This window comes from Pseudomonas sp. 05N431 (genome assembly GCF_056397005.1).
Window position 1 is genome coordinate 317,888 of the sequence record NZ_JBFTMN010000005.1, and the last position, 14,692, is coordinate 332,579.

At 59.8% G+C, this 14,692-nt stretch carries 13 protein-coding genes; 3 read left to right on the top strand and 10 right to left on the bottom strand.

The window, feature by feature from the left end:
- Nucleotides 1–7: 7 nt before the first annotated feature.
- From ssuB to argE, 9 genes are all read right to left on the bottom strand, one after another.
- A complete protein-coding gene (ssuB, locus tag AC1DIG_RS12240) occupies nucleotides 8–814 on the bottom strand; it encodes an aliphatic sulfonates ABC transporter ATP-binding protein (RefSeq protein WP_477767518.1) in 807 nt (268 codons plus the stop codon).
- A complete protein-coding gene (gene ssuC, locus AC1DIG_RS12245; protein WP_477767519.1) occupies nucleotides 811–1,599 on the bottom strand; it encodes an aliphatic sulfonate ABC transporter permease SsuC in 789 nt (262 codons plus the stop codon). The genes ssuB and ssuC overlap by 4 nt, the downstream gene beginning before the upstream one ends.
- 8 nt (nucleotides 1,600–1,607) lie before the next feature.
- Nucleotides 1,608–2,756 (bottom strand): FMNH2-dependent alkanesulfonate monooxygenase, encoded by a 1,149-nt coding sequence (gene ssuD / locus AC1DIG_RS12250; protein ID WP_477767520.1) that lies wholly within the window; start codon nucleotides 2,754–2,756, stop codon nucleotides 1,608–1,610.
- 25 nt (nucleotides 2,757–2,781) lie between these two features.
- Complete coding sequence (locus AC1DIG_RS12255) at nucleotides 2,782–3,750, bottom strand: sulfonate ABC transporter substrate-binding protein (protein ID WP_477767521.1); 969 nt, start codon at nucleotides 3,748–3,750, stop codon at nucleotides 2,782–2,784.
- Between the two features lie 89 nt (nucleotides 3,751–3,839).
- A complete protein-coding gene (gene ssuE / locus AC1DIG_RS12260) occupies nucleotides 3,840–4,433 on the bottom strand; it encodes an NADPH-dependent FMN reductase (protein ID WP_477767522.1) in 594 nt (197 codons plus the stop codon).
- Nucleotides 4,434–4,755: 322 nt separating this feature from the next.
- Nucleotides 4,756–5,394: a peroxiredoxin gene (locus tag AC1DIG_RS12265; RefSeq protein WP_477767523.1), complete on the bottom strand. Its 639-nt coding sequence runs from the start codon at nucleotides 5,392–5,394 to the stop codon at nucleotides 4,756–4,758.
- Between the two features lie 290 nt (nucleotides 5,395–5,684).
- Complete coding sequence (locus tag AC1DIG_RS12270) at nucleotides 5,685–7,016, bottom strand: OprD family porin (RefSeq protein WP_477767524.1); 1,332 nt, start codon at nucleotides 7,014–7,016, stop codon at nucleotides 5,685–5,687.
- Between the two features lie 548 nt (nucleotides 7,017–7,564).
- Nucleotides 7,565–8,863 (bottom strand): amino-acid N-acetyltransferase, encoded by a 1,299-nt coding sequence (gene argA / locus AC1DIG_RS12275; protein WP_145014238.1) that lies wholly within the window; start codon nucleotides 8,861–8,863, stop codon nucleotides 7,565–7,567.
- A 138-nt stretch (nucleotides 8,864–9,001) separates the two neighbouring features.
- Complete coding sequence (gene argE / locus AC1DIG_RS12280; RefSeq protein ID WP_477767525.1) at nucleotides 9,002–10,150, bottom strand: acetylornithine deacetylase; 1,149 nt, start codon at nucleotides 10,148–10,150, stop codon at nucleotides 9,002–9,004.
- A gap of 158 nt (nucleotides 10,151–10,308) precedes the next feature.
- On the opposite strand from argE, the gene AC1DIG_RS12285 reads away from it, so the two are divergent.
- The gene (locus AC1DIG_RS12285) at nucleotides 10,309–11,676 is read left to right on the top strand and encodes a CYTH domain-containing protein (RefSeq protein WP_477767526.1); all 1,368 of its coding nucleotides are present in this window, start codon (nucleotides 10,309–10,311) and stop codon (nucleotides 11,674–11,676) included.
- 126 nt (nucleotides 11,677–11,802) lie between these two features.
- On the opposite strand, the gene AC1DIG_RS12290 is transcribed toward AC1DIG_RS12285, so the two are convergent.
- A complete protein-coding gene (locus AC1DIG_RS12290) occupies nucleotides 11,803–12,276 on the bottom strand; it encodes an Lrp/AsnC family transcriptional regulator (protein ID WP_123426265.1) in 474 nt (157 codons plus the stop codon).
- Nucleotides 12,277–12,401: 125 nt separating this feature from the next.
- Between AC1DIG_RS12290 and AC1DIG_RS12295 the strand changes: the two genes are divergently transcribed.
- On the top strand, nucleotides 12,402–12,740 hold the full coding sequence (locus AC1DIG_RS12295; protein ID WP_347928285.1) for a hypothetical protein: 339 nt from the start codon (nucleotides 12,402–12,404) through the stop codon (nucleotides 12,738–12,740).
- 141 nt (nucleotides 12,741–12,881) lie between these two features.
- Nucleotides 12,882–14,663 (top strand): type IV pilus assembly ATPase TfpB, encoded by a 1,782-nt coding sequence (gene tfpB, locus AC1DIG_RS12300; RefSeq protein WP_477767527.1) that lies wholly within the window; start codon nucleotides 12,882–12,884, stop codon nucleotides 14,661–14,663.
- Nucleotides 14,664–14,692 lie beyond the last annotated feature (29 nt).

Genomic DNA, 14,692 nt, shown 5'->3' on the forward strand with positions numbered 1-14,692 from the left:
CATTGAGTCAGTGAGCCCAGCGCAATTGCGTGGGCAAGGGTGAAACAGGTTCCGGCGCAGGCGGCGAGCCCGGCAGTGACAGCACGCGGTTGAGCACTTCGGTCTCCAGCGCCGCCAGCCGATGGGAACCACGGACCCGAGGGCGCGGCAGTTCGACCTGCAGGTCGAGGCCGATTTCGCCCTCTTCGATCAGCAACACCCGGTCGGCAATCGCCACCGCTTCGCTGACGTCGTGGGTCACCAGCAACACGGTAAAACCGTGCTGCTGCCAGAGCCGTTCGATCAGTTGCTGCATTTCAATTCGGGTCAGCGCATCCAGCGCGCCCAACGGTTCATCGAGCAACAGCAAGCGCGGCTGATGGATCAGCGCCCGCGCCAAGGCCACCCGCTGCTTCTGCCCGCCGGACAATGCGGCCGGCCATTCATCGGCGCGATCTGCCAGGCCCACGGCGTCCAGTGCGTCCAGCGCCTGCTGGCGCCAATCGCCCTTGAGCCCGAGGCCGACGTTGTCGATGACCTTTTTCCACGGCAGCAAACGCGCTTCCTGAAACATCAGCCGGGTGTCTTCGCGCGCCTCGTCGAGCGATGCGGAACCGGCCAACAGCTCACCGTCCGTGGGTTGATCAAGGCCCGCCAGCAGGCGCAGCAAGGTACTTTTACCGCAGCCGCTGCGACCGACCACGGCCACGAACTGGCCGGCCGGAATGTGCAGGTCGATCTCGCGCAGCACCTGCCGCGTGCCAAAGGTTTTTTGCAGTTTGCGCACCACCAGCGGAATTCCGCGCAGCAGGCGTGGAGGTTGTTGGGCCGTCATGCTGCACCGCCCTTGGTCACTTGATAGGCCGGGTGCCAGCGCAACCAGACTCGCTCCAGACCGCGGGCCGCGAGGTCGGCTAACTTGCCGAGCACCGCGTACAGAACAATCGCCAGGACCACCACATCCGTCTGCAAGAACTCCCGGGCGTTCATCGCCAGGTAGCCGATCCCGGAGCTGGCGGAGATGGTTTCAGCGACGATCAGGGTGAGCCACATGAAGCCCAGGGCAAAGCGCACGCCCACCAGAATCGAAGGCAGTGCGCCCGGCAGAATCACCTGACGGAACAGGCTGAAACCGGACAGGCCGTAACTGCGCGCCATCTCCACCAGAGCCGGGTCGACGTTGCGAATACCGTGATAGGTGTTGAGGTAGATCGGGAACAACGTCCCCAACGCCACCAGGAAAATCTTCGCCGACTCATCAATGCCGAACCAGAGGATCACCAGCGGAATCAGCGCCAGATGCGGCACGTTGCGGATCATCTGCACCGAACTGTCGAGCAGGCGTTCGCCCCATTTCGACAAGCCGGTGATGAAACCCAATGCCAGACCGATACCGCCACCAATCACAAAACCAATACCGGCGCGCCAGCCGCTGATCGCCAGGTGTTTCCAGATTTCACCGCTGCGCACCAGGCTCACGCCCGCCTCGATCACCGCGCTGGGGGCCGGCAAAATCCGTGTCGACAACCAGCCCGCCGATACCGACAACTGCCACACCGCCAGTAGCAACACCGGCAAGGCCCACGGCGCGAGGCTGTGGATAAGCTTTTCCCTTTTCATGGCGCGCCTCAGCTCTGGGACGCGGCTTTGGGAAGAATGTCGTTGGCGACCATCTCGCCAAACGGGCTGACGTAACCGGCGCTTTTCGGCAACTCGGGACGCTCGACGTCGAGGTGCGGGAACAACAACTCCGCGACCCGATACGATTCCTCCAGATGTGGGTAGCCCGAGAAGATGAAGGTATCGATGCCCAGGTCTGCGTACTCCTTGACCCGTGCGGCCACGGTCGGGCCGTCGCCGACCAATGCGGTGCCGGCACCGCCACGCACCAGACCGACGCCGGCCCAGAGGTTCGGGCTGACTTCCAGGTTGTCACGGCTACCACCATGCAGCGCAGCCATACGCTGCTGGCCGACCGAGTCAAAACGCGCCAGCGAGGCCTGGGCACGGGCGATCGTGTCGTCGTCCAGATGGGAGATCAATCGATCTGCCGCTTGCCAGGCTTCAGCGTTGGTTTCGCGGACGATCACATGCAAACGAATGCCGAAGCGCACGGTGCGCCCGAGCTTCGCGGCCTTGGTGCGTACTTGTTCGATTTTCTCGGCGACAGCGGCCGGTGGCTCGCCCCAGGTCAGGACCATTTCGACCTGCTCGGCTGCCAGATCCTGAGCCGCTTCAGAAGAGCCACCGAAGTACAGTGGCGGACGCGGTTGCTGGATCGGCGGATAGAGCAATTTCGCGCCCTTCACGCTGATGTGCTGACCGTCGTAGTCGACCGTCTCGCCTTCCAGCACCCGACGCCAGATCCGGGTGAATTCCACCGAGGCCTGATAGCGCTCTTCGTGACTAAGGAACAATCCGTCGCCGGCCAGTTCTTCCGGATCGCCGCCCGTTACCAGGTTGAACAGCGCACGCCCACCGGACAAGCGATCCAGGGTCGCCGCCTGGCGTGCGGCCACCGTCGGGGAAATGATTCCAGGACGCAACGCAACCAGAAACTTCAAGCGCTGGGTCACCGGAATCAGCGACGCGGCCACCAGCCACGAGTCTTCGCAGGAGCGGCCGGTGGGAATCAGTACCCCGCCAAAACCCAGACGATCTGCCGCTTGGGCGACTTGCTGCAAATAACCGTGGTCGACGGCGCGAGCGCCTTCGGCGGTGCCAAGGTAATGGCCGTCACCGTGAGTAGGCAGGAACCAGAAAATATTAAGGCTCATGGAGTGGTCTCCTAAGGAAATCGAATTACGGCGCAGTGGCAACGGCTGCCGGTGGCGTCCAGATCACGTCTTTGATGCTCAAGGGTTTCGGAATCAATTTGAGCTGATAGAAGCTGTCGGCGATTTTCTGCTGGGCCGCGATCACTGGCGGCGTGAGGAGATGCGCACCGAAGCCCTGGCGTTTCACCGCAGTCAGGGTGATGTCTGCAGGCAAGCCGAGCAGCGGCGAGACTTGTTGCGTGACCTCTTCAGGGTTGGCTTTGGACCATTCGCCGATGGTGCGGACCTCCTCCACCAGGGTTTTGATCACAGCCGGATGTTTTTCGGCGTAAGTCTTGGTCGCCAGGTAGAACTGATGGTTGTCGACGATGCCGCTGCCGTCACGCAGGGTGCGTGCATGCAGTTGTTGTTCGGCGGCGGCCTGATACGGGTCCCAGATCACCCAGGCATCGACGCTGCCGCGTTCGAACGCCGCACGGGCATCGGCCGGCGGCAGGAATACGGTTTGAATGTCGGTGTACTTGAGACCGGCGTCCTCCAGAGCGCGCACCAGCAGGTAGTGCACGTTGGAGCCTTTGTTGAGGACGACCTTCTTGCCCTTGAGGTCCTGTACCGATTTGATCGCCGAGTCTTTCGGCACCAGGATCGCTTCGCTGGTCGGTGCGGGCGGCTCGTAAGCGACATAGAGCAGATCGGCACCGGCCGCCTGAGCGAACACCGGTGGAGTTTCGCCGGTCACGCCGAAATCGATCGAGCCGACGTTCAGCCCTTCGAGCAGCTGCGGGCCGCCGGGGAATTCAGTCCATTGCACGCTGATGCCTTGGGCGGCGAGGCGCTTTTCAAGCGAGCCACGGGCTTTGAGCAGCACCAGGGTGCCGTATTTTTGATAGCCGATTCGCAAGGTCTCGGCCGCTTGAGCTTGAGTAATGACGCCGAAGGACACAGCCGCAGCAAACAGAGCGACCAGACCACGACGCAAAATGACAGTGCGCATAGCGCTCTCCTTTTTGCAGTTGGGTTTTGGCTGCACCTGCTTGCCCGTTAGCGGGCGAGTAAGGCCAGTACATCAAATTCGGGTAAGGCTTAAATGCTCCAGCGAGCACTCAACAAACGATCATTCAACAGGTTCGGGTCCAGCGGCTTGGGCCGACGGGCCATGGCACTGAAGAACTGCTCCAGCGCCTCAACCAAGCGCTGTTCCAGTGCCGGCGACAACTGCGCCTGCGCACTGCCTTCGCCGTAAGCGATCTGGCTGTCTTCGGCGAAAATTCCGTGGAGCATTTCCTGGGCTTTCAGCGCCGACAGCACCGGCTTGAGCGCGTAATCCACGGCCAGCATGTGGGCGATGCTGCCGCCAGTGGCCATGGGCAGTACAACCTTGTGGCTCAGGGCGCGCTCCGGCAGCAGATCCAGCACGGTTTTCAGCGCGCCGGAAAACGACGCCTTGTAGACCGGCGTGGCAATCAACAAGCCATCGGCGTTTTCAATCTGTTGCAGCAGGTCGACCACCTTCGGGCTGTCGAAGCGCGCGTGCAGCAAGTCTTCGGCCGGGAAATCCCGTACCTGATAACTCACCACCTCTACACCTTGTTTCTGCAACCAGCGTTGGGAGCGATCCAGCAGCACCCCGGAGCGGGAGCGTTGGCTGGGACTTCCTCCGAGTGAGACGACCAGCATGCGGCTATTCCTTAAGCGTTTCCGGCGATTCGCAGTGTGCGATCTCGCGACAATGGACAGACCTTACCAGTTGATTTATATATCCATAAATCATATTTATTTATGTGTTTATTCTTTAAATGCATATATAGAGAAACGTTTTCCAGGCGAAAAAAAAGGCCGTCGAAACGGCCTGAAGCTCCCCTGCTTTGTGGATACGTTGAAGCTGTTGCGCTTGGCAGACCGCTATCGCGAGCAAGCTCGCTCCCACATTGGAATGCGTACACCTGTGGGAGCGAGCTTGCTCGCGATTGGATTTCAGTACCACCGAACAATCCGGACCTTATTTATTGGGTTGTGGTGTCAGGCGCAGGTACGGTTTTACTGCGCGGTAGCCTTTAGGAAAGCGTTTGCTGATTTCCTCTTCATCCTTCAACGACGGCACGATCACCACTTCATCACCGTCCTGCCAGTTGGCTGGGGTGGCCACTTTGTAGTTGTCGGTGAGTTGCAACGAGTCGATCACCCGCAGGATCTCGTGGAAGTTGCGTCCGGTACTGGCCGGATAGGTGATGGTCAGGCGAATCTTCTTGTTCGGATCGATGACGAACAGCGAACGCACGGTCAGGGTGTCGTTGGCATTCGGGTGGATCAGGTCATAGAGGTCGGAGACCTTGCGGTCGGCGTCGGCGAGGATCGGGAAGTTGACGAGAGTGTTCTGGGTTTCGTTGATGTCTTCGATCCACTTGTGATGCGAGTCCACCGGGTCGACCGAGAGTGCAATGGCCTTGACCCCGCGCTGGGCGAACTCGTCCTTGAGCCTGGCGGTAAACCCCAGCTCCGTGGTGCACACCGGCGTGAAGTCCGCCGGATGGGAAAACAGCACGCCCCAACTATCGCCCAGCCACTCGTGAAAACGGAGGGTGCCGACGCTGGAATCCTGTTCGAAATCGGGGGCAATGTCGCCCAGTCTGAGGCTCATGGTGCTGCTCCTGGTGAGTGCGTGATGAGCCTACTGTGCCTAGTGTCGCTGCTTATTAAAAAGAATAAATATCGATTTGTTTAGGTCCAAAATGAATATTAAACATCTGTTCACTGGACGCACACGTCAACGAAGACCAGTCTTGGAACCAAGGTTCGAGAAGGCCTTGAGTTGCTGCAAAGAGGGAAGTGAAGGCGGGCCTGCGGGGGTGGGCCCGACTTGAAACGCAAAAGCCCCGCCAGGCTTGCGCCGAGCGGGGCTTTTTATACAGGCTTGTAAACGCCTGGGTATTACAACAGCGGGATCGAGTAGCTGACGATCAGACGGTTTTCGTCTTGGTCGCGAGTGGCGATGTCGGTACGCCACATGGCGTTTTTCCAGGCAAAGCCGAGGTTTTTCAGCGGGCCTTCAGGAACAACATAAGCCAGGCTCAGGTCACGTTCCCACTCAGTCTTGTCGCCAGTAGTGGAGTCGATGCCGGTGCCACGCAGGTAGGTTACACCGGCGGTCAGGCCAGGTACGCCAACCTTGGCGAAGTCATAGGCGTAGCGAGCTTGCCAGGTACGTTCGCCAGCGCGGGCAAACTTCTGGATCTGCACGTCGGTGATGGTGCTGTTGGACGAACCGTCACCCTGGTTCAGCCAAGGGAAGTCGCTGTCACCGCTGCTGACCTGATAGCCGGCGCCGAAGGTGTGACCTTCAACCGAGTACAAAGCCAGGTAGCTGTACAGGTTGTTGTCGACCTTGCCTTTGGTCAGAGATTTTGGGGTGTCCGGGTAGTAGCCGGTGGTGAAGTAGTTCTTGTCGTTGCCGTTAGCACCGTTGTCGCGGCTACGGTAGTAGCGCAGGTCACTTTTCAGGACGCCAGGACCGATGGACCAGTTGTGCACCAGGCCCAGGAAGTTCTGCGAGTAGAAGTCCTTCAGCTCGCCGTAGTAGTACGAAGCAGTCAGGTCCTTGGTGATTTTGTAGTCAGCACCACCGTAGTAGAACTTGTTGCTGAACTTGCCCGCGTCGTAGTTGGAGCTGGCGTTGGCACCGGCAATCGACAGACCTTCGTCGTTGCTGGAGTTACGACCTTTGGCTTCGTTGATCTCGCCCGCGGTCAGGGTCAGGTCCTTGATCTCGTTGGACTTGATCTCGCCACCGGTGAAGGTTTGTGGCAACAGACGACCATCGTTGGTCTTGATGACCGGGTTGTTCGGCTGCAGGGTACCGATTTTCAGCTCGGTCTGGGAGATCTTGACCTTACCGGTCAGGCCCAGGCTGCCGAAGTCTGGAACCGCACGGTTGCCATCGCTTGGGAAAATCGTACCGCCAGAAGCAGTGCCGCTCGAATTGCCGCTCTTGGCTGGGCTGGAGTCCAGACGCACGCCGTACAAGCCGATGGCGTCAACGCCGAACTGAACGGTACCTTGGGTGTAGCCCGAGATGAAACGCAGATCGAAGCCTTGGCCCCATTCTTCGTTTTTGTTCGCGCCGGTGCCGGTACGGTTGTCGGTGTTGATGTAGAAGTTACGCAGACCCAGGGTCGCCTTACTGTCTTCGATGAAACCGGCGGCGCTTGCCTGCTGCGCCAAAACCCCTACGGCCACAGCCAGGGCCAAGGTGGACTTATTCATGTTTCGCTCCTCTACGTTTCTAATTTTTTGTGCACTTTGGTCCAGGATCTGACGCCCCGGTTCCCATCGATGCGCGATTAGCGCAAGACCGTGACCGATAAGTCAATCGTAAGCAGTCGCGTCTACGACCTTGGTCTAATCGCCGTGTTTGGTCCGTTCAGGTTAGTGAATTCCTCATAAACCCAAAAAGAATTATTTATTCATTTTTCATACGATTCGGGAATATAGATCAGCACACCTCAACCGAACCGGATCCTGGGGTATCGGCCTATGAGCTAATTCCTAAATGGTATTTACAAACGCTTCTTTAGTTCCATTCGTGCTCACGTAATTCTTCTTACGTCAATCACGATCAAATAAGCGACGCCATCATGGCGAAACGTGCATCTTCCCGTCAAATTGTTACAGTTTGTATACAGCTATAATTTTTTTTACCGCCCGTCCGGTAAATTCCGCAACGGGCAGAAAAACGGCAGAACTGATCGGCGCACGTCCCTGTATGAGCCTGTGATCTGTCCGTGTTCGGGGCGAAGTCTAGGCGCCAAAGGTTACAGAGTCTTTTCGAAGATCTTCGAATTACGCTGATAGTTGTACAGCGAGGCCCGGGCCGACGGCAGGCGCTCGACGCTGCTGGGCACAAAGCCGCGCTCGCGGAACCAGTGCGCAGTACGGGTAGTGAGGACAAACAGGGTTTTGAGCCCTTGGGCACGAGCCCGGGTCTCGATCCGCTCCAGCAGTTCATCACCACGGCCGCCGTGACGGTACTCCGGGTTTACCGCCAGACAGGCGAGTTCCCCGGCATCCGAGTCAGCGATCTGATACAGCGCCGCACAGGCGATGATCATGCCTTCGCGCTCGACCACGCTGAACTGCTCGATTTCGCGCTCCAGCACTTCGCGCGAACGACGCACCAGAATCCCCTGCTCTTCCAGCGGGCTGATCAGGTCCAGCAAACCACCGACATCTTCGATAGCCGCTTCGCGCACAACCTCGAACTGCTCCTGCGCCACCAGCGTACCGCCACCGTCACGGGTGAAGAGTTCGGTCAGCAGCGCGCCGTCTTCGGCATAACTGACAATATGGCTACGGCCGACACCACCACGGCAGGCTTCAGCCGCAGCATCCAGCAACTCGGCCTGATAGTTCGCGCCCAGACGCTGCAAGTGCGCCGGCACCTGTTGTGGGCGCAGTTCGCGAACCAGACGACCGTTTTCATCGATCAGCCCCAGGTCCGCGCCGAACAGCAGCAGCTTGTCAGCGCCCAGATCGATGGCGGCGCGGGTGGCGACGTCTTCGCAGGCCAGATTGAAAATTTCCCCGGTCGGCGAGTAGCCCAGCGGCGAGAGCAGCACGATGGAGCGCTCGTCCAGCAGACGGTTGATGCCCTTGCGGTCGACCCGGCGCACTTCGCCGGTGTGGTGATAATCGACACCTTCAAGCACACCGATCGGCCGTGCGGTCACCAGGTTGCCGCCGGCCACCCGCAGACGCGAGCCCTGCATCGGCGAAGACGCCATGTCCATCGACAAGCGCGCCTCGATGGCAATGCGCAGTTGACCCACTGCATCGATCACGCACTCCAGGGTCGCCGCATCGGTGATGCGCATCCCGTGGTGGTAATGCGGAGTCAGGCCACGTGCGGCGAGACGGGTTTCAATTTGCGGCCGCGAACCATGCACCAATACCAGCCGCACACCCAGGCTGTGCAGCAGCACCAGGTCGTGGACGATATTGCCGAAGTTCGGGTGCTCGACGCCGTCGCCGGGCAGCATGACGACGAAGGTGCAATCGCGGTGAGCGTTGATGTAAGGGGAAGCGTGACGAAGCCAGTTAACGTATTCGGGCATAACACCTGCGCCTGTAACAAATAGCAGCCGATAAAAAGGACGAAGCAAAACGCACAGCGGGCTGATGGTTATCGTCGGAACAGGCTTGGCGACACGCGCGTTCTCCTCATGAATACAGGTTGGGTGCCCCGGGATTTATCAAGCCGGGGTCAGGCAGTAGTTTTCGATCAATTGACGTAATAGATGCACGGTAGGCTGCAAACGTGACATTTCAAGGTATTCCCCTGGTTGGTGGGCGCAGGCGATATCGCCTGGGCCGAGCACCAATGTCTCGCAGCCAAGACGCTGAAGATAAGGCGCTTCAGTGCCGAACGCTACTGCTTCGGCAAGGTGGCCGGTGAGTCTTTCGGCGACCTGTACCAGTTCCGAGTCGGCCGCCTGCTCGAAAGGCGGCACTTCAGGGAACAGCGGAGCGTAGTCGATCTTCACCTGATGGAGTTCGGCGACCGGTTCGAGTTTCTGCCGGATCGCCGCGCGCAATGCGTTCGGGTCCATGCCCGGCAAGGGCCGCAGGTCAAACTCCAGCGAGCATTGACCGCAGATCCGGTTCGGGTTGTCGCCACCGTGGATGCAGCCGAAATTCAGTGTCGGTTGCGGCACGCTAAACTGCGGATTGCGGAACTCGCGCTGCCATTGCAGGCGCAAGCCGCGTAACTCGCCCATCGCATCGTGCATGGCCTCAAGAGCGCTATGGCCCAGGCGCGGATCGGACGAATGGCCGCTCTGACCGAGAATGTCGATGCGCTCCATCATCACGCCTTTATGCAGACGGATCGGTTTCAAGCCAGTTGGCTCACCGATCACCGCTACCCTGCCCAATGGCCGGCCGGCAGCAGCCAACGCCCGGGCGCCAGCCATGGAGCTTTCTTCGTCACAGGTGGCGAGGATCATCAGCGGCTGCTTGAACGGTTTATCCAGCAGCGGCAGCACGGCTTCGATTGCCAGCGCGAAAAAGCCCTTCATGTCGCAACTGCCGAGGCCGACCCAGCGACCGTCGACTTCGGTCAGTTTCAGCGGATCGGTCTGCCACAGCGCACCATCGAACGGCACCGTGTCGCTGTGCCCGGCCAGTACCAGCCCGCCGGGACCGCTGCCAAAACTGGCGAGCAAGTTGAATTTGCCGGGGCTGACTTGCTGGATATCGCACGAAAAGCCCAGGTCACCGAGCCAGGTCGCCAGCAAATCAATGACCGCGCGATTGGATTGATCGAGGCTGGGTTGGGTACAGCTGACGGACGGTGCGGCGATCAGCGCAGCGAACTGGTCTTTCATGGACGGCAAAGGCATCGCTGACTCCCAACTCCCAAGATGAACCCTCATCATAGAGCCATCCTGTGGCAGGAATAAACCGTCGCGGCGCGTAGGTTTAATGAGTGCTGTACACTGCACGGCCTTGGCAGCCACACATTCCCCCGGCTGCGCTCCCGATCCTGGATTTTCCGGCCATGCAGAAAGAAACCGAAATCAAACTCCGCGTCAGCCGCGAAACCCTCGCTGCCCTGCGCGAGCACCCGCTACTGAAAAAACGCAACAAAAGTGGCTGGGAACGCCGTGAGTTGATGAACCAGTACTTCGACACGCCAGAGCGTGACCTGGCTCGCGCCAAGGTCGCCCTGCGCCTGCGCCGCGATGGTGAAGAAGTCATTCAAACGCTCAAGACCCGTGGCCACAGCGTCGCCGGTCTGTCCGAGCGTAACGAATACGACTGGAACCTGCCCAAAGCCAAGCTCGACGTGAAGAAACTCGACGGCGAATGCTGGCCCGAAGAGCTGGCCGAGCTGGACAAGAAAACCCTGAAGGCCATTTTCACCACTGATTTCGTGCGCGAACGCGCAGAAATCGCCTGGGGCCGTGGCAAGACCAAAGTGGTCATCGAAGCCGCACTGGACCTGGGCCACGTGATTGCCGGCAAGCAGAAAGAAGAGATCTGCGAACTGGAACTGGAACTGCGCGAAGGCGAACCGGCGGCATTGCTGGAACTGGCCGCCGAGCTGGCCGCGACCCTGGCGCTGATGCCGTGCGATATCAGCAAGGCCGAGCGCGGCTACCGCCTGTTCGACGCCAACAGTTATTCGTTGAGCCTGCCAGCGCCGGAGTTGACCTTCGAACTGCCACTGGACGACGCGTTCGCCGCATTGAGCTGGCATTTGCTGGGCAGCAGCCAGCGCCTGGCCGAGCAATATCGCTTCAACGGCCACTGGCGCCTGCTGCAGGATTGGGTCGAAAACCTGGCTGAATTGCGCGCGCTGCTCAGCAGCCTGGGCCAAGCCGCTCCGCGTCAGTCGACTCACGACTTGCGCGTGGCGCTGGATGCCTTGCTGGAAGACTGGCGCCCGCTGGTTCAGGCCGGCCTGGACGACGAAGACGTGCGCAAAGCCGCTCCGGAGCAGTTCCTCGAAGAGCTGGAAGACCCGCGCTGGGGCCTGTTCTCGCTGAACACCTCGCGCTGGTTGCTGGCCCGCACCTGGGCTGCCGATCGCAACACCCGTGGCAACCGCCAGGGTGCTGCCCAACTGGGCAACTGGTTGCCGCGTCTGCTGGGTGAAGAAGCGACGTCCCTGCAGTTGCAGCGTTATCAGCAACAGCCGGAAGACCTGGCCGAGCAACTGCCGCGTATCGAACGCATCCAGGCCTGGCTGCACCATGCCCGCAGCGTACTGGACATCCCGGAAATGGATCGCCTGTACGGTGAGCTGAACAAACTCGCGCAACTGGCCAACGAGCCGATCACCGACGAAGTGCTGGATGCACGCAAACAGCAGGCAATTGCGGTGTACCAGAACCGCGCGTGGAAGATGTTGCTGCGTATGTAATACCGCCATCGCGAGCAAGCTCGCTCCCACATTTGATCTTCGGCGAACACAAATTGTGTGTGCGACCGAAATCCAGTGTGGGAGCGAGCTTGCTCGCGATGAGGCCCGCACATTCACCACAAGGCTTTAACCTCGCAACACCGGCAAACTCGTCGTGGACTTGATTTCCGACAAGGCCACGATCGAGTTGACCTCCTGAATCCCCGGCACCATCGACAGCTTCTCGAAGAAGAAGCGCTCATAGGCTTCGATGTCCGCCGTGACGATCCGCAACAGAAAATCCACCGCGCCCATCAGCACATAACACTCCAGCACCTCCGGAAAACCGCGAATCGCCTCGGTGAACTCCGTGAAGTTCGAACGCCCGTGGGCGTTGAGTTTGATCTCGGCGAAAATTTGCGTGTTGAGGCCGATTTTCTTGCGATCGAGCAAGGTCACTTGCCCGCGAATAACCCCCTCCTCCTTCATCCGCTGAATGCGCCGCCAGCACGGCGACTGCGATAGCCCGACCTGCTCGGCAATCTGCGCACTGGAAAGCGAGGCGTCCTCTTGCAGCAGTGCCAGAATCCGTCGGTCATACGCGTCAAGCTCGCTATGCATAGAAAAACCCGTAAATACATTGTTTGAGAATTGACCAATTCGATTTAAAGCCAATTAACCCCATCATAGATAAGAAATACCTGGCACCGAATGTAAAAATTTCTCCAGTGATTTGGAGACCGACCATGCCCCCGCTCGAAGCCGTCAGCAACACCCCTACCCGTGCCGACGTGTGGAACGTCAGCAATGCCCATTGTCGCGTGCACTACCAACTGCTGGCCGAGGCCGAACCGGACGTGTTGTGTCGGGCGCTGAATCTGTTCGCGTTGCAGTTTCTGGTGCCGCAGCAGGTCAATGTGCTGCGCGACGACGACCTGCTGTCGATCGGTATCGTCATGGACGGCTTGAGCTGGCACCGCGCCCAGGTGATCGCGGAAAAATTACGTAACCTGATCAGTGTCTGCTCGGTGGAACTGCAAGCGGCTGATTCGCAATGGGTTCAGCCTGCGCAGGCCGCCGGCTGAAGCGCCCCGGTAAAAACTCGCAACGATGAATCGGCCGATGGCCGAACGACCGGCCCTTGTGGGGACTATTCTTGGCATCTGTGGTCAGAGACGCACCTGTCTACACCGCTCGTTGCAGGATCGTTTCCATAAGGAGCCCGGATGTCCGTTCAACTCGCTACTCAGGATCGCTGGCTGGATCTCAATGACCTGCTGCGCGAACTGGTCGCCCAAGGCTTCATCAGCCAGGACTCGGCCGAGCACGCGCTGACCACCCGCCGCAATGCCAGCAACAGCCAGTTGCACCCGCTGGAATTCCTCGCCAGCCAACACCTCGACGACCTCAGCCGCCCCGGCAAACGCCTGGATCTGGAAAGCCTGACCCTGTGGCTCTCGCTGCAGGCCGGCCAGCCTTACTTGCGCATCGACCCGCTGAAAATAAACGTCGCGCAAATTACCCCGCTGATGTCGTATGCCTTTGCCCAGCGCCACAAGATCCTCGCGGTATCGATCGACCGCGACGCCGTCACCATCGCCAGCGCGCAGCCTTATGTGCGCAGTTGGGAAGCCGACCTGACCCACGTTCTACAGTTGCCGATCAAACGGGTGGTGGCCAACCCGGCGGATATCCAGCGCTTCAGCGTGGAATTCTTCCGCCTGGCCAAATCGGTCAGCGGCGCGACCAATGCCGACCAGCAAATGAACACCCTGGGCAATTTCGAACAGTTGCTCAACCTCGGCGCCAGCGATCAGGAACCGGACGCCAACGACGCGCACATCGTCAACATCGTCGACTGGTTGTTCCAGTACGCCTTCCAGCAACGCGCCAGTGATATCCACATCGAACCACGACGCGAGCAAGGCACCGTGCGCTTTCGCATCGACGGCGTGTTGCACAACGTCTATCAATTTCCACCACAGGTGACCATGGCGATCGTCAGTCGCCTGAAGAGCCTCGGGCGAATGAACGTCGCAGAAAAGCGCAAACCCCAGGATGGCCGGGTCAAGACCAAGACCCCGGAAGGCGGCGAAGTGGAGTTGCGGCTGTCGACGCTACCCACCGCGTTCGGTGAAAAAATGGTCATGCGGATCTTCGATCCGGAAGTGCTGCTCAAGGACTTCGACCAACTGGGGTTTTCTGCCGATGATCTGCGCCGCTGGCAGGACATGACCCGCCAGCCGAACGGCATCATTCTGGTCACCGGGCCGACCGGTTCGGGCAAGACCAGCACGCTCTACACCACGCTGAAAAAACTCGCGACGCCAGAGGTCAACCTCTGCACCATCGAAGATCCGATCGAAATGGTCGAGCCGGCGTTCAATCAGATGCAGGTCCAGCACAACATCGACCTGACCTTTGCCAGCGGCGTGCGCGCACTGATGCGACAAGACCCGGACATCATCATGATCGGCGAGATCCGCGACCTCGAAACCGCCGAAATGGCCATTCAAGCGGCACTCACCGGGCACCTGGTGTTGTCGACCCTGCACACCAACGACGCACCGAGCGCCATCAGCCGCCTGCTGGAACTCGGCGTGCCACATTACCTGATCAAAGCCACCCTGCTGGGCGTCATGGCGCAACGTCTGGTCCGCACGCTATGCCCGCATTGCAAGGCACCGCTGACGCTGGGCGAAGACGACTGGCAAACCTTGACCCGTCCCTGGCAAGCACCGCTGCCAAGCAACGCCCAACGCGCGATTGGCTGCCTGGAGTGTCGCGACACCGGTTATCGCGGACGCGCCGGGGTCTACGAAATCATGCAAATGACCGACAGCGTCAAAGCCCTGATCAACCCCGACACCGACCTGCTCGCCGTACGTCGCCAGGCATTCAAGGAAGGCATGCGCAGCCTGCGGTTGTCGGGTGCGCAAAAAGTGGCGGCGGGGCTGACGACGATTGAAGAGGTGCTGCGAGTGACGCCGCAGAGTGAGCAGAAGTAATCGGTGCCCGGCACGAGTTCACGCCGCTA

What these genes read in the sequence shown, in the direction of transcription:
- ssuB (WP_477767518.1), bottom strand. Translation starts at nt 814, where the DNA reads ATGACGGCCCAACAACCTCCACGCCTGCTGCGCGGAATTCCGCTGGTG.
- ssuC (WP_477767519.1), bottom strand. Translation starts at nt 1,599, where the DNA reads ATGAAAAGGGAAAAGCTTATCCACAGCCTCGCGCCGTGGGCCTTGCCG.
- ssuD (WP_477767520.1), bottom strand. Translation starts at nt 2,756, where the DNA reads ATGAGCCTTAATATTTTCTGGTTCCTGCCTACTCACGGTGACGGCCAT.
- AC1DIG_RS12255 (WP_477767521.1), bottom strand. Translation starts at nt 3,750, where the DNA reads ATGCGCACTGTCATTTTGCGTCGTGGTCTGGTCGCTCTGTTTGCTGCG.
- ssuE (WP_477767522.1), bottom strand. Translation starts at nt 4,433, where the DNA reads ATGCTGGTCGTCTCACTCGGAGGAAGTCCCAGCCAACGCTCCCGCTCC.
- AC1DIG_RS12265 (WP_477767523.1), bottom strand. Translation starts at nt 5,394, where the DNA reads ATGAGCCTCAGACTGGGCGACATTGCCCCCGATTTCGAACAGGATTCC.
- AC1DIG_RS12270 (WP_477767524.1), bottom strand. Translation starts at nt 7,016, where the DNA reads ATGAATAAGTCCACCTTGGCCCTGGCTGTGGCCGTAGGGGTTTTGGCG.
- argA (WP_145014238.1), bottom strand. Translation starts at nt 8,863, where the DNA reads ATGCCCGAATACGTTAACTGGCTTCGTCACGCTTCCCCTTACATCAAC.
- argE (WP_477767525.1), bottom strand. Translation starts at nt 10,150, where the DNA reads ATGCCTTTGCCGTCCATGAAAGACCAGTTCGCTGCGCTGATCGCCGCA.
- AC1DIG_RS12285 (WP_477767526.1), top strand. Translation starts at nt 10,309, where the DNA reads ATGCAGAAAGAAACCGAAATCAAACTCCGCGTCAGCCGCGAAACCCTC.
- AC1DIG_RS12290 (WP_123426265.1), bottom strand. Translation starts at nt 12,276, where the DNA reads ATGCATAGCGAGCTTGACGCGTATGACCGACGGATTCTGGCACTGCTG.
- AC1DIG_RS12295 (WP_347928285.1), top strand. Translation starts at nt 12,402, where the DNA reads ATGCCCCCGCTCGAAGCCGTCAGCAACACCCCTACCCGTGCCGACGTG.
- tfpB (WP_477767527.1), top strand. Translation starts at nt 12,882, where the DNA reads ATGTCCGTTCAACTCGCTACTCAGGATCGCTGGCTGGATCTCAATGAC.